18 protein-coding genes and 5 pseudogenes are annotated in these 23,694 nt (G+C 54.6%); 5 read left to right on the top strand and 18 right to left on the bottom strand.

The window, feature by feature from the left end; genetic code table 11:
- On the top strand, nucleotides 1-239 hold a 239-nt coding region (locus tag MHN28_RS23695), incomplete at its 5' end, for a hypothetical protein (RefSeq protein ID WP_239345381.1).
- 332 nt (nucleotides 240-571) lie between these two features.
- On the opposite strand, the gene MHN28_RS23685 is transcribed toward MHN28_RS23695, so the two are convergent.
- The 7 genes and pseudogenes from MHN28_RS23685 to MHN28_RS23655 form a co-directional block, all read right to left on the bottom strand.
- Nucleotides 572-1,309 carry an SDR family oxidoreductase gene (locus MHN28_RS23685; protein ID WP_239345375.1) on the bottom strand — a complete coding sequence of 246 codons (738 nt, stop codon included), beginning with the start codon at nucleotides 1,307-1,309 and terminating at the stop codon, nucleotides 572-574.
- A complete protein-coding gene (locus MHN28_RS23680) occupies nucleotides 1,306-2,631 on the bottom strand; it encodes an FAD-binding oxidoreductase (protein WP_239345373.1) in 1,326 nt (441 codons plus the stop codon). The genes MHN28_RS23685 and MHN28_RS23680 overlap by 4 nt, the downstream gene beginning before the upstream one ends.
- Entirely contained in the window at nucleotides 2,628-3,053 is a 426-nt protein-coding gene (locus tag MHN28_RS23675) for a GtrA family protein (RefSeq protein WP_239345371.1), read from the bottom strand. Before MHN28_RS23675 ends, MHN28_RS23680 begins: the two co-directional genes overlap by 4 nt.
- Entirely contained in the window at nucleotides 3,050-4,513 is a 1,464-nt protein-coding gene (locus tag MHN28_RS23670) for a UbiA family prenyltransferase (protein WP_239345369.1), read from the bottom strand. The genes MHN28_RS23675 and MHN28_RS23670 overlap by 4 nt, the downstream gene beginning before the upstream one ends.
- 761 nt (nucleotides 4,514-5,274) lie before the next feature.
- Nucleotides 5,275-5,478 (bottom strand): class I SAM-dependent methyltransferase, encoded by a 204-nt coding sequence (locus MHN28_RS23665; RefSeq protein WP_239345379.1) that lies wholly within the window; start codon nucleotides 5,476-5,478, stop codon nucleotides 5,275-5,277.
- Complete coding sequence (locus tag MHN28_RS23660) at nucleotides 5,450-5,656, bottom strand: hypothetical protein (RefSeq protein ID WP_239345367.1); 207 nt, start codon at nucleotides 5,654-5,656, stop codon at nucleotides 5,450-5,452. Before MHN28_RS23660 ends, MHN28_RS23665 begins: the two co-directional genes overlap by 29 nt.
- 15 nt (nucleotides 5,657-5,671) lie before the next feature.
- Nucleotides 5,672-6,184: pseudogene (locus MHN28_RS23655) on the bottom strand (DUF3419 family protein); the annotation flags it as partial.
- 73 nt (nucleotides 6,185-6,257) lie between these two features.
- On the opposite strand from MHN28_RS23655, the pseudogene MHN28_RS23650 reads away from it, so the two are divergent.
- A pseudogene (locus MHN28_RS23650) lies at nucleotides 6,258-6,951 on the top strand (IS6 family transposase).
- Between the two features lie 154 nt (nucleotides 6,952-7,105).
- Here MHN28_RS23650 and thpR read toward each other — a convergent pair.
- The 6 genes from thpR to MHN28_RS23615 all read right to left on the bottom strand — a co-directional run bounded on the left by thpR (nucleotide 7,106) and on the right by MHN28_RS23615 (nucleotide 15,955).
- On the bottom strand, nucleotides 7,106-7,636 hold the full coding sequence (gene thpR, locus MHN28_RS23645) for an RNA 2',3'-cyclic phosphodiesterase (protein ID WP_239345365.1): 531 nt from the start codon (nucleotides 7,634-7,636) through the stop codon (nucleotides 7,106-7,108).
- A gap of 296 nt (nucleotides 7,637-7,932) precedes the next feature.
- Nucleotides 7,933-9,447: an ABC-F family ATP-binding cassette domain-containing protein gene (locus tag MHN28_RS23640; RefSeq protein WP_239345363.1), complete on the bottom strand. Its 1,515-nt coding sequence runs from the start codon at nucleotides 9,445-9,447 to the stop codon at nucleotides 7,933-7,935.
- Between the two features lie 391 nt (nucleotides 9,448-9,838).
- Entirely contained in the window at nucleotides 9,839-11,533 is a 1,695-nt protein-coding gene (dld, locus tag MHN28_RS23635) for a D-lactate dehydrogenase (RefSeq protein WP_239345361.1), read from the bottom strand.
- Nucleotides 11,530-12,714: an alpha-hydroxy acid oxidase gene (locus MHN28_RS23630; protein ID WP_239345359.1), complete on the bottom strand. Its 1,185-nt coding sequence runs from the start codon at nucleotides 12,712-12,714 to the stop codon at nucleotides 11,530-11,532. The genes dld and MHN28_RS23630 overlap by 4 nt, the downstream gene beginning before the upstream one ends.
- A gap of 12 nt (nucleotides 12,715-12,726) precedes the next feature.
- The gene (locus MHN28_RS23625) at nucleotides 12,727-14,790 is read right to left on the bottom strand and encodes a TRAP transporter large permease subunit (RefSeq protein WP_370645802.1); all 2,064 of its coding nucleotides are present in this window, start codon (nucleotides 14,788-14,790) and stop codon (nucleotides 12,727-12,729) included.
- Between the two features lie 115 nt (nucleotides 14,791-14,905).
- Nucleotides 14,906-15,955: a TRAP transporter substrate-binding protein gene (locus tag MHN28_RS23615; RefSeq protein WP_239345357.1), complete on the bottom strand. Its 1,050-nt coding sequence runs from the start codon at nucleotides 15,953-15,955 to the stop codon at nucleotides 14,906-14,908.
- 335 nt (nucleotides 15,956-16,290) lie between these two features.
- Here MHN28_RS23615 and MHN28_RS23610 point away from each other — a divergent pair, with 335 nt between their 5' ends.
- Nucleotides 16,291-17,091: a FadR/GntR family transcriptional regulator gene (locus tag MHN28_RS23610; RefSeq protein ID WP_239345355.1), complete on the top strand. Its 801-nt coding sequence runs from the start codon at nucleotides 16,291-16,293 to the stop codon at nucleotides 17,089-17,091.
- 287 nt (nucleotides 17,092-17,378) lie between these two features.
- Here the strand turns inward: MHN28_RS23610 and MHN28_RS23605 are convergent.
- The 3 genes and pseudogenes from MHN28_RS23605 to MHN28_RS23595 form a co-directional block, all read right to left on the bottom strand.
- A pseudogene (locus MHN28_RS23605) lies at nucleotides 17,379-17,732 on the bottom strand (transposase); the annotation flags it as partial.
- Between the two features lie 444 nt (nucleotides 17,733-18,176).
- Nucleotides 18,177-18,964, bottom strand: a pseudogene (locus MHN28_RS23600) (alcohol dehydrogenase catalytic domain-containing protein); the annotation flags it as partial.
- 108 nt (nucleotides 18,965-19,072) lie between these two features.
- Nucleotides 19,073-20,206 (bottom strand): GTP-binding protein, encoded by a 1,134-nt coding sequence (locus MHN28_RS23595; protein WP_239345353.1) that lies wholly within the window; start codon nucleotides 20,204-20,206, stop codon nucleotides 19,073-19,075.
- Nucleotides 20,207-20,429: 223 nt separating this feature from the next.
- Between MHN28_RS23595 and MHN28_RS23590 the strand changes: the two genes are divergently transcribed.
- Both MHN28_RS23590 and MHN28_RS23585 read left to right on the top strand, forming a co-directional pair.
- Nucleotides 20,430-20,810 (top strand): phosphoribosyl-AMP cyclohydrolase, encoded by a 381-nt coding sequence (locus tag MHN28_RS23590; protein WP_370645801.1) that lies wholly within the window; start codon nucleotides 20,430-20,432, stop codon nucleotides 20,808-20,810.
- A 674-nt stretch (nucleotides 20,811-21,484) separates the two neighbouring features.
- Nucleotides 21,485-22,156, top strand: a pseudogene (locus MHN28_RS23585) (IS6 family transposase); the annotation flags it as partial.
- A gap of 252 nt (nucleotides 22,157-22,408) precedes the next feature.
- Here the strand turns inward: MHN28_RS23585 and MHN28_RS23580 are convergent.
- Nucleotides 22,409-22,849 carry a GNAT family N-acetyltransferase gene (locus MHN28_RS23580; RefSeq protein ID WP_239345351.1) on the bottom strand — a complete coding sequence of 147 codons (441 nt, stop codon included), beginning with the start codon at nucleotides 22,847-22,849 and terminating at the stop codon, nucleotides 22,409-22,411.
- Nucleotides 22,850-23,424: 575 nt separating this feature from the next.
- Nucleotides 23,425-23,694: hypothetical protein (locus MHN28_RS23575; protein WP_239345349.1), on the bottom strand; the 270-nt coding region annotated here is incomplete at its 5' end.

Genomic DNA, 23,694 nt, shown 5'->3' with positions numbered 1-23,694 from the left:
TCGCCTGCTTCCTGTTCCTTGATCATCTGGATGATCTGTTCGTCGGTGAATCTCGTCTTCATTTGTCCGTCCTTAAGTTGGGCGGACTCTACACAAAACTGGAGGAGATTCAGGGGCTCAGGTCACCGGCGGGATGTTCCCGTTGGCGCTGTGCGGTCGTTCTTCGTCGTAGTATCCACAGCATCGCTCCACCTTTTCGCAAGCCAATGAATACTCAGGCGTTCTGCCCTAAACTTTAAGTCGAATGCTTCGACGAACGCGCTGTTGGTCGCTTTGCAAGAGCGGGAGAAGTCGAGCGTCACACCATTACGATAGGCCCACAGATCCATATCCCGCCAGACGAGTTCGCTGTCATTACCCACCCGAATAGGGATCTGTTGCAAGGTTTTGACCATTTGCATTCATCGAATGCTATCGCCCTCGCAGCAACCGTCATCTACTGGTTATGAATCCTGACCCTGGCCACTGCATGGCAGTTTACTATTTTTTATAGTAAGCCTTACTTTTTCCTTCCTAGTTCCCTTAGAATGCGACGGCTGGTTGATAGGCGCGTCATTTGACGTGCGGGGTGCTAGATATTCATTTTCTTAAACAGAGATTCTGGGATTAATCGTATAGCTGTTAAGATAAAGGCCCAAAGAGGTTTGACATATACTGTGTTTTTTTGTCTGCGCGTCGCGCGAACGATAGCTGCCGCAACCTCGGAGGGTTGCGCAGTGAGCTTTGGGGGTAGGTCTAGGCCCTCTGTCATTCTGGTATCGACAAAGCCTGGCAACACTGTGACAACGTGAACACCTTGTTTGGCTAAGCGATTTCGTAAGCCCGAAAGGTATGTAGTAAACCCGGCCTTTGCCGAACCGTATATGTAGTTGGTTGCACGTCCGCGCTCACCAGCGACTGAGCTGATACCCACCAGAACGCCTGACCCGCGTTGTTCGAACCTGTTTGCCAAAACAGCTAGAATACTTGCAGGACCCTCAAAATTGGCGCGCATAATCTGCGCTGCAGCTAGAATGTCTTTTTCGTCACTCTCTTGATTACCCAACACACCAACCGCGCAAACGGCAATCTCAGGTAATTCTGGTAGACCTTCGATAACATCTGCATGCCGCTCAAGGTCAAGCACATCAAAATTATGCAGGGAAACGTTTACCTGATATCTGATCTCCAGATCTTCTTTTTCAGTCTGAAGAGTTTGCACATTACGCGCGGCGAGTTGTATGGGATGCCCCAACGCTGCATAGCTATGCGCAACGGCAAGGGCTATATCGGAGCGCGCTCCAAGGATCAGGACTCCGCCGTTGCTCATAATTTTAGCCTTTCTGATTGGGCTGAAGCAAACCGCTGCGCTGCCCCGTTATGCTGTCTCAAGCTTTCAAATTCGTCGACGCGCGTGGCGTCCATGGTGCGGACGGATTGGGCGTCCATTATACTGTCTTTGGCCAAATATATCCGTCCGCCGTAGTCTGCAGTGATTTGCCCGAGTTTCCTGATTAATGCCACAGACCTATCGGATATCGGAAAATCTAACGCCAGTGTATAGCCCTCCATCGGGAACGAGAACCGGCTGTGTTGCTGGCCAAAGCGTTTCAGAACAGCCAGAAACGAACCTCTTCCGGACTCCGAGATATTGTTCAGCATTTCACTTAGGCCCGAGCGCGCGCTATCTAGTGGAAGGACGCACTGAAACTGCGCAAAACCCTGGCGGCCATAAATCCGATTCCACTCCAGCACCGAGTCCAGCGGATAAAAATAGCTGTTCCAGTTCACATAACTGGTCGGGTCACCCCGTTTACCATTCCAATAATACAGCGCGTTGAAGGCCCGAACCGAGTATTGGTTCAGGCAAAACCCGGGCAGGTTAAAGGGTACACTTAGTTTTTGTGTGGTTACAGAAGGGAACGGCGTTGCGTGGTATTTCACGGGCATCTCGGCCCTCGTCGCATGTTCACCCAACATGACCAAAGATCGCCCCAGCGCGTTGCCGGTACTGAGGCAGTCGATCCAGGCAACGGAATATGTTGCGTCAAGCGACTTTTCAAACAGGTCGATGGCGGCATCCAGGTTTTGCGCCACATGTGTTGTCTGCCGAATCCAGCCCGTTTCCACTGGCCGCAGCCGCAGCGCAATACGGAGGATTACACCTGTCAGACCCATTCCGCCGATGCTCCATTCGAATAGCGGAGTATTCTCTGTGCGGGAACAGCGTGTGATCTTGCCGTCAGGTCCCATGACGTCCAACCAGTCGACACAATTTCCGAATGACCCATCGATATGATGGTTCTTGCCATGTACATCTGCGGCCGCCATCCCGCCCAGGCTCACAAACCGGGTGCCGGGGGTCACTGCGGGGAACCAGCCGCGCGGCAGAAAGGCGGCGATGACGTCAGACAATAAAACACCGGCTTCAGCAACCAACTGTCCGGTCGTCGGATCGAAGGACAGCATGTGGTTGAATTTGAGCATGTCGATCGTGTTGGTTCGACTGAGTGCGCTGTCTCCATAAGCCCGGCCATTACCTCTGGCAATGGACTTTGAGGTAATAACCGTGTCAGCAAGCTCTTTCTCGCTTCTGGGCTGGCTGAGACGGCAGTCGACCACCGGGTATTTCCCCCAACCGGAGAGCTTCATCTGGAGGCACCGATCGAAAGCGAGGAGTCGGTAAAGACAAACCGACGGTCCATATTGAATTTCACGACATACCCAATCGCAAGACCTAAAATTGCTCCGAGTTCGCGCATCAAGTCTGTCTGCCAGATCAGCCAGAATGCAGTTTCCATTCCCCAGAAGATCGCGGTCGTAACGATCCCCATCGCGGTATAGGTCGAGAATTTCTTGCCGTGATCCAAGAAACCCGCGCCCAGATCATAGAAAATCCAGCGCTTGTCCAGAATGTACTTCAGCACCAGCCCAACCGCAGTTCCGACAAGAATGGCCGGGATCAGAGCGTTGTCACCAAAGGCGGCGAACACAACCCGCTGCGCCCCTAGATTGGTGACTGTCGCGAGGAAGGCAAAGCAAGAATAGCGTAGAACGAGGGTCCGCAAACTCACAGTACGGCGCCTCCCAAAGCCAATGCAGTGATCAATAGAAGACACAGCTGGCTGTTCCGGTCCCGAGCGGCAAAGACGATTGGATCGTCATGCATATGACCCCGATGAGTCTTCATGATGATGCGGCTGATCCAATACAATAGAACTGGACATATCCCCCAAAGCACGACAGGCCAGGCATAAAGTGACACTACCGTGGGCGAATTGAGATAAAGTGCCAGAACCAAAACTGACAGGTACCCGGCCGCAATGGCCATCTGCGTCATCACAGGCAGGTCTTCCACGTGATAGCCGCGGCCCGAGGCACCTAATTTGCCCCGCTTGGCGCTGTCCACCAGTTCTGCCTGTCGTTTGACAACTGCCAGCGAAAAGAACAGGAATATAGAGAACGCGAGTAGCCAAACCGATAATACTGTGCCGGTGGCTACCCCACCCGCGATGATCCGAATAGTATAAAGCCCGGCCAGTGTGCAAACATCCACGATCAGTTCGCGTTTGAGTCTGATCGAATAAGCGGTGGTAATACCGAAATAGAGCAGCATGACTCCAAAAAACGCCAGATTGATCATTGCAGCCAGAGAAAAACCACTAAACAACAGCCCGAAGGCCATCCAGATGCCTTGTGAAACCGGGATTGCCCCAGAGGCGAAAGGCCGGTTTCGCTTGCGTGGGTGCGCACGGTCGGCTTTGAGATCCAGCAAATCGTTGATCACGTACACGCTTGAGGCGATCAAGCAAAAAGACAAAAACGCCAGTAGGCTGCTACCTAGAGCGCCGGGTGTGAAACTGTGGGCGGCAATTATCGGTAGGAATACCAGAATGTTCTTGAGCCATTGATGTGGTCGCAAGGCCTTTAGATACGCTTTGCGAGAGACGCCGGGCGTGGTCAGATGCTCGGCCTCGCAGCCCAGGCTATCCACTTTGCTGCGTGTAGAATCCGAGGCGTTCACAGTGATCGCTTTTGCCGCTCTGCTCCAAACTGCCAAATCAGCACTGCTGTCGCCCAAATAAGCGAACCCGTTTGTGCCGTACTTCTGTTCCAGAAATTTGGCCTTGTTGTCGCCCTTCAGGTTAACATCCCCATCCGAGCCATAAACTTCGTCAAACAACCTGACATGGGCAGCTATCTGATTGGCGACCCTTTGATCCGTAGCTGTAACAAGGACCGCCTGCCCACCGCTGTCACGCCAAGATTGGATATAGTCGATGACCTCTTGATTATAAGGCAAGGCGTCGACGGCCACTTGGCCCATGTCCTGCAGAATCGACTTGAGTGCTGCGCGACCCTTTATCAGTGCAATAGGGGCTGCAAATAACGTGCTCCAGTTCTGGGACAGCGCTGCCCAGAATGTCTCGTGAAGCATATCGGAAGCGATCAGCGTGCCGTCCAAATCCACGACCAGTGTAGTACTTTGAGCCCACGTGCTCTCATTTCCAAAAGAGGGAGCTGGAGCAGTCATGAATTTAGTCCTCACAGTATGCGGTCAACTCTCAATCCTAGCGCCACTTAGCCAATTCGGGGGCGTACCAATTAAAACAGCTTATTCCTTATCTTAATATGCAAAAAACCTCTCAGATCAATGACGCGAAATCATCAACGTTATTTTAGTAACTAGTGACCTTTGCAGCATGCAGTCTTGCAACACATGCAGCGCTTCTGCAAAAAGGAGTGCACCAAGTACCGCGTTGGGCAGATGTGACACCCGATTAGATTGACAGTCTCGTCTATGTCGGGGGCTCCAGCTTAATGGCGATTGTGCCAGAGACGATGCACCGCGTGTTCCCGGCGGCCAATCACTCCTTTGCTTCTGCGTTTACCGCAGTAGCCGAAGGTCTGGCAGTTGTGGCCGCTCGAGAAGATGGGTGATTTCCGCAGTTAACCAAGTATTCCCGCCGATTAGGGGCCAAAGGATGCACTGTAGATGTCGCGGAAGGATCATGAGCAAAGAGCTTTTTAGGCCTATCAACTTTCGTCGTTCCTGATGCACCCATAGACTGCGTAGCCACGGTACAAACGCCGGAATGTATTCTCTTTGCCTTTCAGCGCGTGTTCTCGCATCGCCGTTTCCGACCTCTCGCGTGGGGCCACGTGAAACCGCGCAAGCCAACCAAGCAGACGGCGTTGAAACCAGCGAGGCGGGCCTTCGCTGTCGCCGAAGTCAACCACATGGAGGCTTCCGCCGGGGGCGAGATGCCGAACTGCTTCAGTCAAAGCCTCAGTTCAATCCGGGATCCTCGAAAGACTGTAAGACAATACAGTGTTGTCAAAGATCTCTTCGCCGAACGTCGCGACTGGGATAAATCGGCAGGCATCCCCATTGGCAAGCAATACCCTCTGACCCAGTTTGGCCCGCGCTGTCGTCAACGTCTGATCCGAGATGTCGAAGCCAAACAATTCAGTTTTGGGATAGCGCCTGCGGATCATCATGAGATTGCGCCCGGTGCCACAGGCGAGCTCCAGAACGCGCGCCGGGTTGGACGTCCATTTCGTCGATCAGATGATCACGGCCTAACAGAAAGTACGTCCGGGTCAGATTATTGATTAGCCGCTGATAGCGATAGGTCTCGTCCATTAGCTGAGCATGTTGGATTGTGTCGGTCATCTACGCGACCTTTTGTTACAGATGCACACCGCCACAGATCGCGGAACGATCGGTTTTAGAAGCGGTCCCGGAGGCTTGTTTGTCATAGCTCCACTGGCTGAGGCTTGCCTCCTCATCCCGGCCAGGCAAGATGTCCTGGGCCCCGCCAGTGCGGAACAGAACACGCGCGCCGGGCCGCGCGGTGCGATTGATTTGCGTCCAAAGCTCGTTCAGCTGCGCATCTGTCATCCAGTCCTGCCTGTCGAGAAGGACGTAGACCGATTTCGACTCTGTAGGGACCATGGTCAAAACGTCCCTAATCAATCGGTTCAAGGCCTTGGCACGACCAGCTGCACTGCGCAGCGCTTCGAAGTTCTGTTTCTCAAGATACGGAGACACCGGCCCTTTGCCGTTGGACGCATAAGCGCGGTTTGCGGCTAGCCAGGCGAAGTAGCTCTCAGCGATCGGAAAGTCGCAAAACAGCTTGCGTGTACGCTCTTTGAAGACCGGGGTAATATCGCCGTCCGCATTGCTGGCCAGCTTGTCATATTGCGCGGGCGGGTGTTGTCACGTTAACAGTCGTTCGATTGCTGATGCCGGTAATTGGACGTAGGTGACATCGATGAATTCATCGTCGATCAGCTACAAGCGTCACCGATTTCCTTCTCAGATCATTGCTCATGCAGTGTGGCTCTATGTTCGCTTCAATTTGAGCCTGCGTGAAGTTGAAGAAATGCTGCTGCAGCGTGGGATCGATGTTTCCTACGAGACTATCCGGCGTTGGGCCATCAAATTTGGACCGCAGATCGCTCGGTTCCTGCGACGCCAACAGGGGCGTCCAGATGACGTCTGGCATCTGGATGAGGTAGTCGTGAAGATCTCGGGCCGCAAGTATTGGCTTTGGCGCGCGGTCGATCAACATGGCGTCGTACTGGACGAAATTCTCCAGCCGAAACGGGACAAACGGGCTGCTAAGCGGTTGTTGCGCCGCCTGATGAAGCGTCTTGGGTTCATTCCAAAGCGGATCATCACGGACAAGCTTCGTTCTTATGGTGCCGCCACACGAGAGATTGCACCGAGGCTGGAACATTGGTCGCACAAGGGTCTCAACAACCGTGCCGAGAATAGTCACTTGCCGTTCCGCAATCGGGAAAGAGCGATGCAGGGATATCGGTCTCCGGGCGAATTACAGCGGTTTGTGACCACCCACTCAGCTGTCCGCAATTGCGTCAGCGCCCCAGCTCACCGCCTCAACAATCCGGTATCACCGTCTCGAGGCATTTGACGCATGGAATGCCGTCACTCAAATGGCTTGAAATCCGAACAGCAGCATTCTTTGGTCAAACGGAGTTAACGTGACAATACCGCGTGTTGTTACCAGTCTGTAATTGATCCAAGGCATCAAACGCATCGTCAATCTGGGCCTGAGGTTGGCGACACTACCGGGGATTGTCGGCGGAGATGTTTTGTTCAGCACGTCGTCAGTTTGAAAGGATAATGCGCCAGCGCATCGTGCAGTGGGCCTTCGGGGCGCAAGGTCGATTGGAAGAGGGTAAAGTTGGCGACCAACATCTCCGGTAAGGCGCTAATTATGCAGGGACGAGAGGCGTGCTCAATCGTCTCGCGCTGCTCCGGTTTAAAACGAGCAATGGTTACATGAGGGCGAAAGCGTCGGCGAGGTAGGATGATCCCGGCTCGCCGCGCGGCAGTCTGGACTTTCCGGTGCAAAGCGGTGAGTGGAGAACAATCCGCCGCCCTGACAGTCAGCGCCCGGCCATAACACTCGATCCCTGCGAAGGTGATGCTGAAGGGCCGGACTGCAAGAGTCAGCAGTTCCTCATGCATTGCCTCCAAAGTCTCCTCGGGCTGATCGTCCAAAAAAGCCAGCGTCAGGTGCATGTTTTCAGGCAACACCGGTCGGCCGAATGGATACGCGCGTTGCAACGGTGCAAAAGCTGCTTTTGTCTCTTCGGTGAGATCTATTGCAACGAAAGAACGCATGGAGCCCTCCTGCTTGGCTTGATGGTTTGGCTGTGTAAACCATTTGCCCTTCTACGAAGCTTTGTCACGTCAACCCTCCACTACGGCAACCCGCACAAGCCATTTAAACCCTCGCTGGCCGCGGATCGCATCTCGGCCCTTTGCAGCCGCAACAAGACGAGTTGGGCGGAAAGTGGAAGCTGGATTACCACTTGCGAACGGCAGGGGAGCGAACAAAATGAGCTTTCGCTGCAAACACACAAAAGCCCGTTTCGACGCTGGTTAACCCCACCGTAACATCCTTGCAAAATGACATGCTATACTTTCATCTCTCCCTCCAGAAACGGTTCGGGGCTGTCCGGTTCTTCCAGTTTTTTACCTGTGACCAGCCAAAACCGATTGCCGACATTGCGCAAAAAGCTGCGGTCGTGACTAACGAGCAAACACGATGCATTGTGCGTGATCAATTCATCCTCAAGAGCTTCTTGTCCTTCGATGTCGAGATGGTTCGTCGGCTCATCAAGCAGGTAGAAATTTGGATTCTTGAGCCGCAGTATCAGCATCGCCAACCGCGCCCTTTGTCCGCCAGACAACGCGCCGATTTTGGTATCCTGCATCTGTATGTTCACGCCCGCACCCGCCAGAACACCCCGCGCGCGTTGATCGCCAATGTCAAACTGCCCCGCAACAGCAGTCATCGGTGTGTCGCTGTCCGAAAGCTGGCTCAAATGCTGATCAGAATAGGCTGACACAACAGAAGGAGCGCATTTGACCGCTTCACCATTTCCACAAAGCGCTTCTTGCACCATCTTTATCAAGCGGGTTTTTCCGGTACCATTAGCCCCCAAAAGTACGATGCGGTCTCCCGGCAAAATCCATTTCCGCCCCGTCTTGTACAACACATTACCGTCCGGCGTTTTGACCGGCACGTCATCCAAAGTGACCAGAGCCTTTGCATGAGTTCCGCTGTTGACCAGTTTGATCTCACCAGCGCTGTGTTCATGATGGACAGGTTTGGCCGCCGCTTCAATCTGCGTCGCTCGATCAGTTAGCTGTTTGGTCTTGGTCACCAAAAGGTCAGACCCGGAATTGATGCCGATGTTCTTTAGCTTCGCAGCTTGTTTGCGCAGTTGCTGCGCCTTGTTCAGGTCATTGGCAAACCGCCGTTGGTCAGCAGTGTCCGCTTCATCCAGCGCCGCACGTGCTGCCGAAAACGAAAGCGAAAAAACGCGTGACCGTTTTGCACGCAGAAACAGTGTACGGTTGGTGGTCGCATCAAGAAACGCCCGATCGTGCGAAGTCACGACAACCGGCACATCACGCCGCAAAGTGGACAACCAGCTTTGGAGCAATCCGATCCGATGCAGATCCAAATGGTTGGTCGGTTCATCCAGCAAAAGGATATCGGGTTCCTGAATCCAGGCAGCGGCCAACAGCGCAGTCCTTTGCCACCCGCCGCTCAACTCATTGAGCGGTCGGTGTTGCAACTCATATGGGACACTTAGTTCATCAAGCACAACGTCCACACGCCAGCTTTCAAATTCCGCCTGCTCGGCAGGAAGGGCGTCTAATACGCAATCGTAGAGCGTTTTTGTATAGGCATGGTCCGGAACGTATTGGGTCACATACCCAACTCTTAGACCGCGCGCTCGGACAATGTCCCCGGTCGTCGGTTCGGTTTGGCCGGTCATGCATTCCAAAAGTGTTGTCTTGCCGCGCCCATTAGCGGCAACCAATCCAATGCGGTCACCCTTGGAAATTGTCAGGTTCAGGTTGTCAAAAAGGCGGTCGCCACGGATTACGCTTAAAGCGTTGATCGTCATAACAGTCATCGGAGTCTCTGCTCATGAAAAGAAGTGCCGCAGTGCGGCTTTGGGCAGACCGATTGAAGTGTTACTTCTCAGACCCGCCCTGCAAACGCATTTACAGGGCGTAACGGGGACCATGCTGAAGTCGGCGGATGATACGCATGTTCAGCTTGTGCCCTCCCGTTGTAGATTGTGACTGTGTATGCAGACCTTAAAAAACAATGTCCGTCTCAGCAAGTGTCTCGATGGGGAAAGCACACCTTAACCGTCTTGCCCGAAGGAATTGGTTGGGGCTCATCTTATGTGCCGAACGCGGCGATTATCTTCTGGAGGCCACGCTCAGCATTCAACTGGATTCGTTGCCGCGCATCCCCAAAACTTGAAAAGCTATCCTCGCGAAGCTCCACTATGCGGCTCAACGAAGGCAATCATTCTCGTAATTTCGTTTTTTGGACATCTTGCCGATTCCAGGGTTGAACGAATTGGTGGGATCGCAACATTGATAATGTGCTGCCAGGTCGGGTTTGGCCTGATACAGGTGACCTACATTGTGCTCGGCGGGATACTCGGCACCGCGTTCATCAAAGATTCTTAGCATTGCCGCCTTTAGCGCCTTGGTGTCTACACCCTTTTTGACCACGTAATCCTGATGCATCACATGGCACATGAAGTGGCCATAATAGAGCTTGTGAACCAACTGGTCGCCAATTTCCGAAGGAAGATTTTCCAACCAGTCTTGATCGTTGCGACGAAGGGCGACGTCCAGGGCAATGATGTCTTCGACGTAGTTCGAATGGATCGCCATGTAGCGCACTGCGGCGCCGGCCGCTGCGAACCGGTGCAAACCGGCAATCTTGGCTTCGCGTTCGGTGCATTCGAAAAAGTCGGCGTCGCGATCTTTCAGGAAGTCGGGCAACCAGTTCTTTGCTTCGGCAATGCCGCCATCCCTCATCTTGAGGATCAGGTGATGTTCAAACCGGTCACGGAATTCTACCATCCGCCTGGGCAGCACTCGTGGCCACAGGATCATAGCCATTTGCATGAAACGGTCGGTGAGGTTGCGCAGAAACGGAATGCGTCGCAGCCGGGCATCGACCGCGCCTTTTAGTGCAAAGAACATCGGCAGCCGGCTGGTGCCCAGCTTGTCGATCATTACTACGGTGTCCTTGCCATAGCGCGCAGTGATATCGAATACCTCGCGCTGCATGTATTCGGCAGAAACCGGAAGCGAGCTGAACTCGGTCAGGATGTGACGGCGCAGGGCTGCCAGATCATTCGGATCATTGGTGCCGATGTAGAACACCTTCTCGGTCTCATTCTTCGGAAAGGTATCGAGGCGAACGGCAAACACCGCCAGCTTACCGGCGGAACCTGCGGACTCGTACAGCTTTGCCTTGTCTGCGTTGAAGCGCGCCGGCGTTTGCGCGTCCACATCGCGCACGATTTGAGCGTAATCGCTTGCCGAGGCGCGTTTGTTGGACGGGTTTGGGTTGCGGTCGAAGGTACCTGCATCCAGATTGGTCAGGACTTCCTCGGCCGTGGTGCCCAAGTCTATGCCCAGATGGTTGACCAGTTCCAGATCGCCCCTCTCGGTGACCCGTGCATAGACCGAAAGTTCGGTGTAGACCGGCCCGCGTTCCACCAACGAGCCGCCGGAGTTGTTGCAAACTCCGCCGACAATCGACGCGCCAATGCAGGATGACCCGATAACCGAGTGCGGCTCGCGCCCCAGAGGCGCCAGCAGTTTTTCCAGTGCAAACAGTGTGGCTCCGGGAAAGCTGATGATCTGCTCGCCGTCGTTCAGGGGCACCAGCGTATCCATCCGGCGTGTGTTGATCAGCACCACATCGCGGTCGTAGCTGCCCGAGGGGGTCGAGCCTTCGGTCAGGCCGGTATTGGCAGCCTGCATGATGACGATCTTGTCTGCGGCGACACAGGCCTGCAGTACTTTCCACTGCTCCAACAGAGTGCCGGGTCGTACAACGCACAGCGCCTCGCCCTCGCCCGAGCGAAAGCCCCGGCGGAATCGCTCGGTTGCGCGTTCGCCGGTCAGCACGTGGCGGGAACCGACGATGGATCGAAGGGTACTGATCAGATCCTCATTGGTCATGCCGCCTCCCTCGGTAGATAGCCATCGGATGCGGCCCCCCGGAACCGGATGTTGCGGCGATTCAGTTGATCGATGCGAGTCACACCCATCAGCTTCATATCGCGTTCGATCTCGGCGCGCATCAGACCCAAGGCGCGTTCAACACCTGCTTGCCCCGCGGCAGCCAGCGGATACAGGTAATGACGTCCTACACCAACGGCCTTTGCACCCAGCGACAGCGCCTTTAGTACATGGGTTCCACGCTGGATGCCGCTGTCCATCATGACATCCAGCCGGTCGCCAACGGCATCAACAATCTCGGCCAGTTGATCGAAGGGTGTGCGTGAACCATCCAGCTGACGGCCACCATGGTTTGACAGGATGATCCCGGTACATCCTATTTCAGCCGCACGGCGGGCATCTTCGACGGTCATGATACCTTTGAGGCAAAACTGACCGTCCCAGTCGCGCACCATCTGCGCCACGTCATCCCAGGTCATCGACGGATCCAGCATATCGGAGAAATAGCCTCCAATGGAACTCGCGCCGCCACCCATATCCACGTGCTCCTCAAGCTGCGGCAGGCGGAATTTCTCGTGTGTGACATAGTTGATCCCCCACATCGGCTTGATCGCAAACTGGATCATCCCGCCCAGCGTCAACCGAAACGGGATCGAGAAACCCGTGCGCAGATCACGTTCGCGGTTGCCGCCGGTGATGCTGTCGACGGTCAACATCATCACCTCGACGCCAGCCTCTTTCGCACGCTGCATCATGGCGGCGTTCAAACCACGGTCCTTGTGGAAGTAGAACTGATAAACCTGCGGATTCTTGTGTTTTTGCCGCAACTCCTCCAGCGATACGGTTCCCAAAGAGGAGACCCCGAACATGGTGCCGTATTTCTCGGCCGCCGCCGCAACCGCGCGTTCGCCCTGATGATGAAACAGCCGTTGCAGTGCGGTGGGCGAGCAATAGACCGGCATATCCAGCTTTTGCCCCATCACCGTGACGGACATATCCACATCCTTCACCCCGCGCAGGACCGAAGGCAACAGATCGCAGCGGTCAAATGCGTTGGTGTTTTCGCGATACGTCACCTCGTCGTCCGCACCGCCATCGATATAGTTGAAGATGGGCCCCGGCAGCCGTTTCTTGGCCAGCCGCCGGAAGTCGTGGAAGTTGTGACATTGGTTCAGACGCATCACGAGAACTCCTTAGTAGGCGACCGAAGGCAACCAGGTGGCAAGCGTTGGCCACAGGAAGACCAGCGCCAGACCCGTCAGCTGCAGAAGAACGAAGGGAATGATGCCCTTGTAGATATGGGTCAACTTGATCTCTGGTGGGCAGACGCCCTTGAGATAGAACAAGGCAAAGCCAACCGGCGGGGTCAAAAAGCTGGTTTGCAGAGTGACCGCCACCAGAATGACGAACCAGACCAGCGCGGGCTCGTCCAGAACGCCATAACCGGGAATGTCGATGCCCAGCCCGTTCACGACGGGGCGCATCAGGGGCAGGACAATCAACGTGATCTCGATCCAGTCCAGAACGAAACCCAGCAGGAAGACGATGAACAGGATGAAGAGGATCGTGCCGTTGGCTCCGAACCCGGTCGATTGCACCACATGTTCGATCAGTTCGTCGCCACCCAGTTCCCGCAGGACGTACGAGAACACGGTCGCGCCTAGGAAGATCGCGAAGATATAGGCGGTGGTGTTGAAGGTCGACACCAGCACGTTCCAGAGTTTTGCAAAGGTTAGCTTGCGATACCCCAGCGCCAGAAGCGTCGCACCCAGAGCACCGATGCCCGAGGCCTCGGTCGGCGTGGTCAGACCGGCAAAGATCGAACCCAGCACCGCGAGGATCAGCATCAGCGTCGGGATAACGGCGATCAGCACGTCCTTGACGGCGGCCCAGTCGGGGGCCGTTGCGCCCTCGGGCACAGGGGCCGCATCGCGTTTCACCAGTGCGAGGATGAAAATGTAGGTCAGGTACAGGCCACCGATGATCACCCCCGGGAAGACTGCGGCCATGAACAGATCACCCACAGACAAGGCCATCTGGTCGGCCATGATCACCAGCATGATCGAAGGCGGGATCAAGATGCCCAATGTACCGGAGGCCGAAACCACACCGGCCGCCAGTGTCGGCTGGTATTTCTGCTGCATCATCGACGGCAGCGACAGAACGCCTAGCAACACAACGGATGCACCAATGATACCGGTCGAGGCCGCCAGAATAATACCGATCAAGGTCACGGTGATCGCCAGACCACCACGCACGGTGCCGAACAGCCGCTGCATCGAGGACATCAGACGTTCTGCAACGCCGCTTTCGTCCAGCATAAGGCCCATGAAGATGAACATCGGCAGAGCGACCAGTACCGCGTTCGACATGGTCGCATAGACCCGGTTCACCACGGCGCCAAGGGTCAGGTAGTCGAGCCCGGTAAAGGTGCTCTCCAGACCCGTCCACAGCATTAGGTCGTTGTCGAACAGATAGGCCAGCCCGCAATAGGCAACGCCGACACCCGCCAGCACCCAGGCCACCGGATATCCGGTGAACAGCAGCGCGATGAAAGTCAGGAACATCGCGATGACCAGCTTTTCCTCGGTCGTCTCAACCAGGAAAGTCAGGCCAACGCAAACGGCGGTGAACACGGCCATCACCAGAAGAATTCGACGCAGTGACGCGCCCTCGCGCTCAGACTCAGGCCCATAGATCAGGGCATGCCCGTCATGGATCAGGCGCGCCAGCGCAGCCAGCGCCAGCAGCACGAAGCTGATGGGTATAACCGCCTTGAAGGCCCAACGGGCAGGCAGGCCGGTCGGGCTGTCGGAGCGTTCATTTACGCGGAAGCTCTCATAAAAATAGTCGTACCCCTGGTCGATCATCAGATAGATGAACGGTGTCAGCAGGGTCAGGATGCCGATCACTTCGATCACGCGCTGCGCGCGACGTGACAGCTGCATATGCAGAACGTCGACACGAACATGGCTATCGGTGATCAAGGCATATGAAATACCGATCATCGTAACGATGCCGTAGAAGTGCCACTGGATCTCGTCCAGTTTGGGATAGTTCTGACTGAACAAGTAACGTAACGAGACCTGGCTGAAGATCGCTGCCATCAAAAGGACATTGGCCCACATAACCACGTGTCCGACGGCTTTCACACCAGTATCAATCGCAACAGCTATTTTCTGACGGTCGGTATCGGGGTGTTCCAGGATGCCTTCATAGGCTTCGACCGGATCATTAAGGTTGTTTTCCGTGGCCATGGGTAATCCTCGCTCAGTTGACCGGCGCGTTCGCGGTCAAGGGAATGCAGGTTTAAAGTCCTGAAAAAGTCCGAGGCGGAGGAGCCCGCCGCCCCGGACGCGTCAGCAATTCAGTTTACTGACGGGGGAGGAACGCATTGGTCTTCCACAGGTCATAGCCCTCGCGGAATTCGTTCATGTCGGTCAGAACCTTGGCGAAGAAGGCGTCGTTGGCGGCCTCTTCGGCAGCAACCTCTTCCCAGGTCGCACGGAACGTATCCAGCATTTCAGGCGACCACTGCTTGATGGTGACACCATTGTTTTCGACGTTGTCGATCAGGGCCGCGTGCTGGATGGCCTCACCTTCGGCAAAGCTGTCGGCCATCGACGCCTTGCAAGCGTTTTCGATGATCGCCTTGTGCTGCTCGCTGGTCTCTTCCCAGACGTCCTTGTTGATCATCAGTTCGAACACGGTCGCCTGTTGGTGCCAGCCAGGGAAGTAGTTGAACTTGACCAGTTTGTGAAAGCCCAGACGGGCGTCAATGGCGGGCATTGAGAACTCGGTCGCGTCGATGGCGCCTTTTTCCAGCGCAGGGAAGATTTCTCCGCCCGGCAGAAGCGAAGTAGCTACGCCCAATTTCTGCATGACTTTGCCACCCAGACCGAAGAAGCGCATCTTGAGGCCGTTCAGATCATCGGGAGAGTTGATCTCGGTCGCAAACCAGCCCGAGGTTTCGGGGGCGATGATGGCGCACGGCAGAACTTTTACGTTATAACCCGCCTGATCATACATCTCTTGATACAGTGTCAGACCGTTGCCGTAATACATCCACGCCATGTATTCGCCTGCTTCGGGGCCGAACGGAACGGCCGAGAACAGGGGTGCGGCAGGGATTTTACCTGCCCAGTATCCGGCGGTGGTGTAGCCCGAGTTGATCTTGCCGGTCGAAACGGCATCCAGAATTTCAAAGGGCGGAACCAGTTTGCCCGGTTCATAGACCTTCATCTTCAGTGTGCCGCCGGACATCAGGTCAAGTTGTTCGGCAACACGTGGGATCGGCGAGCCCAGGCCGGGCAATTCGGTCGAAAAGGCAATCGGGGTTTTTAACAGCAGCTTGTCAGCGGCAATCGCAGGCGCGGCCATCAGGCCGGCGGCCACGGCGAGGCTCGTCAGGGTCTTTTTCATGAAATCTCCTCCAGGGTTGGTCGGGACGTTGTCCCAATCAGTGGCGCAGGCTCTTCCAGCGCTCCTCGGGTGGTAAATTAACTTTACCACTTATTGCCAGTCAATAAGTTTGTTTACCACTGGAATTTCGCGGTCCGCCAATTAACGATGTGTACAGATATTCCGACAGACCTGCCCAGAGGAGGAATTCGTAGTGGGTTCCTAAAATATTCGTTCAAAAACAATATTCTGAGAATGGAACCAATGGATCTTTCGCTAGGTTGAGTTTTGATGAGTTTTGGTTATATTTATTTACCATCGACTTCGAAATTGGCAGCGAGCAGAGGCGGAGCGTCATGGGCCCCATAGCGATATTTGAACCGGTTGGACACGAATCGCTGGCCGAAGCCGTGGTGGCACAGATCGAGGATCTGATCGCCTCGGGTGTTCTGAAACAAGGGCGCAAACTACCGTCTGAAAGGGACCTCGCCGAGATGCTGCGTGTGTCCCGGCCAAAACTGCGCGAGGCCCTTTCCGTCCTGGAAGAGCGCGGCCTTGTGACAACTCAGCATGGTGAAGGGACTTTCGTTGCCGCATTGACCGGACAGGCAATGATGCCGGCGCTGCTTGCGCTTTATGAAAGGCATGAACCAGCCTTTTTCGACTATCTCGAATACCGGCGCGAGCAGGAAGGATTCGCCGCCAGACTTGCCGCGCGCCGCGCAACAAAGGCTGACAAGGAACGGATCACCGAAATTCTGGATGAGAATGAACGGGCCTGGCAAGAGAACGACTCAAAGGCTTCGCAAGAGGCCGACTTTGCGCTCCATTCCGCTATTGTTGACGCGAGCCAGAACGCCACTTTGATCCATATGATGGCTTCGATCTACGAGCTTACGCGCAAAGGCGTGTTCTATAATCGGGATTTTCTGAAAACGATCGACGGCACGGGCGAGAAGCTGTTGCAGCAACATCTGGAGCTGGGCCGAGCGGTGATCGAAGGCGACGAGGCCCGTGCAGAAAAAGCCGCGACCGACCATATCGACTTTGTTGAGAAGTCATTCAGACTGGGGTTGGAAAGACGCCGATTGGAAGCGATGGCCGAAAAGCGCAGGATGCTGTCGGATCACCACACCTTCAGGATGCCGCAAGGTTAGTCCACTTCCTGAGCTAATATGCCAACTCTCGGTGTTATCGGGTTCGTTACGTAAACGTTAACGGATCGCAGTTGTAACCCTTATCGCTCTCCACTCCAGCAACTTCTGGAAACAGGTGGCAACGAAGGCGATCTCATTCTTCACCCCAGCCTCTCAATCCTCGAAATGGCCATTGTGGATAGAGCGGAGTGCTTCAATATCGACGAGCGCAGCCTTGGCTCCGGCAAGGGTTTTTTCGCAAATTTGTTAATTGGCGGCCTCAGCAACAAGACCGGCATACCGGTTGACCCGCCGGTTCCCCCTGTATGTTTTTTGAGCACACGCGGTTCAAGCGTCTGTTCCGCAACCACCTCTTTGAGTTCCTTTGCTTCGCGGCGAAGTTCATTGACCTCATTCGTGTTCGCGGCCCGGGCGGTATCTCCAGTCAGGCACTTCTTCCCCGCTTCCACGAAATCATTCGGCCATTTGTAGTACGGACCCTGACTTATGCCTTCACGACGGCACAGCTCGGCAATGCTGCCCTCGCCACGAAGACCATCAAGCGCGATCCGAATCTTCTCTTTGGATGAACGTCACTTCCGGATTACACGCTTGATGTCTTTGACGATCTTCTCGCCAGAGCTCTTCGCTGTCTTCCTAATCGCCCACTCCTTGGTGGCCCCGAGGAACCAAAACCACTCGCGCAGTCAATTGCCCTGTTTGGACCCATGGGCGCCGACGTCAGACACCGAGTGAACAAGCATCTAGCCGTCTTCTCAAATACGTCTCAATTTGGCGAAGACTTAACTCGCTTGCGCCGTCTGATTTCCACATTGAACTTCTTTACCAGCTTGTTTTCGGAAACAGGTTCTTCAATTTCCCGATTACAACCGGCGACGTTCATTTCGCTAATTTAGAGCGGATTACTTGCGAATACCCCGTCAAATGCCGGGTCCGAGTAATACCGGGGCAGCCGGGCACACCCTAGACGGAAAGCAACATCTCATCCTTCTCCAAATCGAGGATTGATGCTGCGGGCAACCTCCTGTGCTGCCGTCGATAAACCAGCGCGCTTCCGATCTTCGAAGAGGGTCGGCCCTTGGGTTGAGGTCAACATTGCCGACCGCTTCGAACGTGTAGTCCAATCCGCCGCCGGTCATTTCCGCCAGAACGTCCTGGCTTGGCGTATCATAGTCTTTGGGGTCAATGCACTCGGTCGCACCCAGCGCTTTGGCCAGCTGGAACTTTCGGGCGTTGATATCGATGCCGATGATTTTCGAGGCCCCGCTCATCACCGCGCCCTGAATGACGGCCATACCCACGGCACCAAGGCCAAAGACCGCGACAGTTGAACCGGGTTCGGTCTTGGCCATGGTACGCACGGCCCCCATGCCTGTCGGGACAGCACAGCCTATAACCGAGGCTTTGGACAAGGGTGCATCTTTTGAGATCTTGGCAACCGAGATTTCAGGCAACACCGTGTATTCGCTGAACGTACTGGTCCCCATGTAGTGCAGGATCTGCTTGCCCTTGTACGAAAACCGGGGTGTCCCGTCCGGCATAACCCGGCCCCCTGCGTCTTGCGGATCGTCTGACACAGGTTCGTCTTCCCTGATTTGATATAGGGGCAATTCGGATCTTCGGGGACGTAGAGCGGGATAACGTGATCTCCGACCGCGACCGAAGTCACACCTGGACCTATTTCTTCCACGACGCCGCAACCTTCGTGGCCCAGGACGCAGGGGAACAGACCTTCCGGGTCTTCGCCGGACAGCGTGAACACGTCGGTGTGGCACAGGCTGGTGGTGACGATCCGAACAAGGACCTCGCCTTCCTTCGGATCCTCAAGATCAATTTCTTCGATCTCTAACGGTCGGTTTGGCTCCCAAGCGATGGCCGCACGTGTTTTAACCTGAAGTCTCCCTGTGACATTGGCGTCGGAGTATTTTGGTTTTCAGGTTGGCAACATTTCTTGTGTGGCGCGGCTGCAACCTGCCATTCGTCAAACAGACGTTTCGGTGGTGTGGACCATCATGCCTTCGGTTCTTGCCTCAAGCTCTGTCGAATGGATGCGCAGCGTGTTCAGGCTGGTTTTCAGGTCGCCCTCGTCGATGTCGCGGGCGATGACCACAACCCGGCTTGTCGTGTCATAACCGGACCAGGATTTTAGCGGCACGGGCGCGTCGAAAATGTGCTGCACTCCGTGAAACACAAATGGCCATTCCATGCCCTGGACATGCACAATCCCCTTCATCCGAAGGATGCCCGGGCCTTTGAGGGCGATCAAAGTATCAAGCCAGAAATCGAAGACACTTGCCGGGATCGGGTCTGGCACTTCGATCGAAGCCGAGGTGATACGGTTGTCATGATGAGCGTGCGCTCCGGCTGCTGGCAAAGTGAAAGGTGCAGAGTTCGTTGCTTTAGGCGCAAATCCAGACAGACCGGCAAGCGGGTCCGGTTTGGACATTTCTGTACCAAGCCAGTCGTTGATTTCGTCCGGCGTTACGCTGGACCGCATTGCCGACAATCCAAACAAAACACCAGCTGGAACCTGTCCATGCTGCGCGGTAACACGCCGCGCGGTGCTGTTAATCCCGGTCAGTCTGGCCTCAAACCGCTCTTTTTCGATCGGCGTCACAAGATCTGTCTTCGTCACAACGATCAGGTCGGCCATCGCAATCTGATTGACCGCTTCGAATTGCGCGTCAAGCGTATTGGGGCCCGTCGCGGCGTCGGCCAGGGTCACCACCCCGTCCATCCGGAAATTTTGCGCAATCAGACTGTCGACAACCATCGTGTGCAGGATCGGTCCGGGATCTGCGATTCCGGTCGTTTCGATAACAACGCGGTCGAAACTCAGCTCGCCGCTCCTGTTGCGCTTAAAGAGCGATTCCATGGTCTGTGCAAGATCACCCCGGATCGAACAGCAAAGGCACCCGGACTGCATCAAAACAACGTCTTCGGTGGATTCCTCGATCAGGTCATGATCAAGGCCTGCGTCGCCCAGTTCGTTCATTACAACGGCGATACGGCCAGCTAGGGGATCACGGATGAGATGGTTCAGCAGAGTTGTCTTGCCTGCACCCAGAAAACCCGTGAGCAAGGTTACCGGAATCCGATTATCCAATGTCTCCATCCCAATGCTCCCCACTTTACATTCACGGTGTTCTTCGTCACGAAGCGTTATGATATAGTATAACGCTCCACAAGAGGATGACCATGAGCGAAATCGAATTTCAAACCCGGCAGACGGTAGAACAGGTTGAAGAGGGCCATGAACTGGCACCAAAATTCGACGCTGACGGGTTGATGCCTTGCATCACCAACGATGCAAACACGAATGAAGTGCTGATGTTGGGTTGGATGAATGCCGAGGCACTGAAGCTGACATCTCAACCGGCGAAGCCCATTACTTTAGCCGCGCCCGACAGGTTCTTTGGCACAAAGGGGCCACGTCCGGGCTGGTTCAGAAGGTGGTCGAGGCCCGAATCGATGATGACCAGGATGCAATCTGGCTGCGGGTCGATGTCGCCGGATCGGGCGCGTCCTGCCATGTTGGCTACCGGTCTTGCTTTTACCGATCCCTCCCGGTCGGCGAAGACGCGGGCCAGCCCCTGTCGTTCGCTGAGCAGCGAAAAACCTTCGAGTCTGAGGAAGTCTATGGCGATGCCCCAACCCAACACAACTGTAGCCCATGTTGGTTGCGGTGCATTTTGGACCCAGTCGTGGGAAGCGTGTAAAAAACCCAACCAAATTACACCTTCATGCGCGGATGGGATAGTTGATCCTTTATTGGATTAACCTGCCAATACGCGTTCCAATTTGATCCTTTTCTGTGGTCATCAAATGTAGACTTGTGTCAACAAGACAGGAAAAACTATGTCTCAGGCTTTCTACAGACTATGGTTTTAGACATGTCACTTCGCGAAACAGCCCAGAACATTTGGCACATTCAGCGTGTTAAACGTCTGGTGCGGGACCATCTTGGTGAGGGCGCGCAATGCCTGGTGTCTGTCCGGGAGGCATTTTGCACCGATCCGCTTTGCGAGGGTCCGATGACAGAAATTCGGATCGTAAGCCTGGTATTCCGAGAAACTAAAGGCGCCATTCACAAAAAGACATCTGATGTAACGGATGCCGATATCGAAGTATTTTTTAACACTGTATAAAGAAACAACCGTGTAACCGTTCGCTCGACTATTGGGTGTAGTACGGCAAAACCCTCCCACGGCGTTCTCGTAGTCGGTAATATTTTAGACCTGTTAGTTGGTCGCCCCACACAGAATTCGCGAGTGAATTTAGCGTTGGAATTCCATCCACCGAAAGCAGTCTCACGAGCTTTTCGTCTTCTGACGGGTTTCGAATTGCCGTACCAAAGTTCACATTCACAGTAACCTAACCGAAGGATGTGATCATGTTCACAGACTTCTTCTATGTTCGATAAGGCGTGTCCTGCCGTGATCTTGAAGAAACTATGTCAGAACGTGGCGTGTCAGTGGATCACACAACACTGAACCGTTGGGTGACACGATATTCAGGGGCTGTTGCCGACCTAGCGCGCAGGCGTAAGGGATCGTGTGACCGCTCCTGGCGGATGGATGAAACTTACATCAAAGTGAAAGGCGCGCGGATCAATCATTATCGAGCCGTCGATAGTGAGGCGGTTCAGGAATTGATCCGGGGAACCAATTCCCCAACGAACGGCAAGACCCTTGTTTTAATGCCGTCACGGCGTCGAAACATGCTTGCAGCCACGAAATTCTGCGCACGAATGATGGAGGCAAATGGGTTGCCGAGGAAGATAGAGATCGACAAGAGCAGTGCCAACTCCGCTGGGATCAAGGCTCTCAGCAGAATGCTCTGGGGCTTTGGCTGTCCGATCCCGATCGAGATGGTCAGGCTCACGTATCTCAATAACATCGTGGAACAAGATCACCGATTCACCAAAAGGCGAACGCGCCCTATGTTTGGTTTCGAATCGTTCGATTCCTTATCTTCTACGTTGGGTGGGATTGAAGTTGCGAACATGATCCGAAAAGGCCAACTCATGCCCGGAGTCTGCCCGTTTCGCCAATTTTGCCGGATTGGCTGCCTATCCCGCAAAAACGCTATGATCTCTTCGGTCAGCAAAGAACTTCGCAACAGAGCCCTCCTTCCTGAGCCCGCACAAGGAGAAAGCGTTTCGGTTGATGCAGCACTGCTACAAGTCAAGCTTCGAATGCTTTCGCAATGTTCTATCGTGCCGCCTTAGCTGTGAATCTGAGCAAATACACGCCACCTACACAGCGGCTTTCCGCAACGTAAATCCCCACTCACTATGCAAGGCAACAAAATTACACTACGCCGTGCAGAACTTTTTGATGGGGGTCAAAATGAAACTCAGTGTATTGGAAATCTGCTGCATATTTCTGGCAGGCGCTGTGGCCGTAGCCGGGTTTGCGGAAGCTGCAAGCGCGCTGATATCGGTCATTTGACGTAAAAGAGAGAGATAGTGTTTCTCGCTAATACTCTGCAGCTCAGACCAAACGTAAGACCATTTCCACTTCCCCATCAACAATTCGACCCGTTGGGCGAAATCCAAAGCTGCTCTACCATATCCACGACCCTGATGGGCCTGGTCGACCATTAGGCGCCAGATGTAAATCCCGTCTGGGTCATCGCATTCGTCAAGATCCGCATCCGGGTGGGACATATCGACAATTGCCAGCAGCCCGACCGGCGCAGTTTGCTCCCAAACACCGTAGATTTCCGACTCTGGTTCAAAGATGGACTGTGCCATGGTCATTAGGTTTGATTCGACGAACGTGGTCTGACTGTCGCACACAGTTAGTCCAGCCAGGGGGTGCCTCGGGAGAAAGGGTGAAATCCGGGCCTGGGCTCTAACAGAATCTCTAAAGACCGAGAAGCTCTTGGCATGTTAGCTCGGACGCAACTACCAGAATCGCGGACTTTCAGGTATGAGGTCTCATATTGATTTACTTTTGAGGTATTGCCATGACCATTGTCCGCACCCTGACCGAGTACCGTGCTGCGCTCCGTGAGATTGAGTACCTATGGGGATCTGAGCCAAATACAGAAGAGGGTCGGAAACTGGAAGAATATCTGTCGGCAGTCGATAAATACGAGCAGCTATCAAATGTAGCGCCTGACATACCGTCAATTGTTTGACTCTTTGACGTTGCGCATATGCAGAGGCTGCTTACCGCGATGGGAGAACGGAAATGAATAAAAACTTCATAGTAATCGCTGCGGTGCTGGTTGTTTTACTCTTGGGCCTCACAATGATGACGTCAGTTGAGGAGGGCGTGGGAAGTGAAGAAACCGCCCCAGCCGCTGCGACGGAAGCAACTACTGCTACGGAATAAGCGCCCCACAGAACCTTAAGGGTGTGTTACGGCGTAGCGCGCCTCGGAACAAGACAAGTGTGTCAAAAGTAGTAGTGGCGGTAGAAAAACGGGTCTTGCATGTAGTCAGTGCATTGGCCGGTTTCTCGAAGATCTGCTCTGAAACCCGATTTTCCTGCCATTTGTGATTAGAGTTTTCCGGGACGAATCCTTTGCTGGGAAAAGGAACGGAAGCGATGAAAGCAGCGAGATTTACGGACGCGCAGAAAGCGTTTGTTTT

The sequence above is a fragment of the Ruegeria sp. Ofav3-42 genome, from assembly GCF_022347725.1.
Taxonomy (GTDB): Bacteria; Pseudomonadota; Alphaproteobacteria; order Rhodobacterales; family Rhodobacteraceae; genus Ruegeria.
The sequence above is the reverse complement of the archived record's forward strand: the minus strand, read 5'-3'. Positions and strand labels throughout refer to the sequence as shown.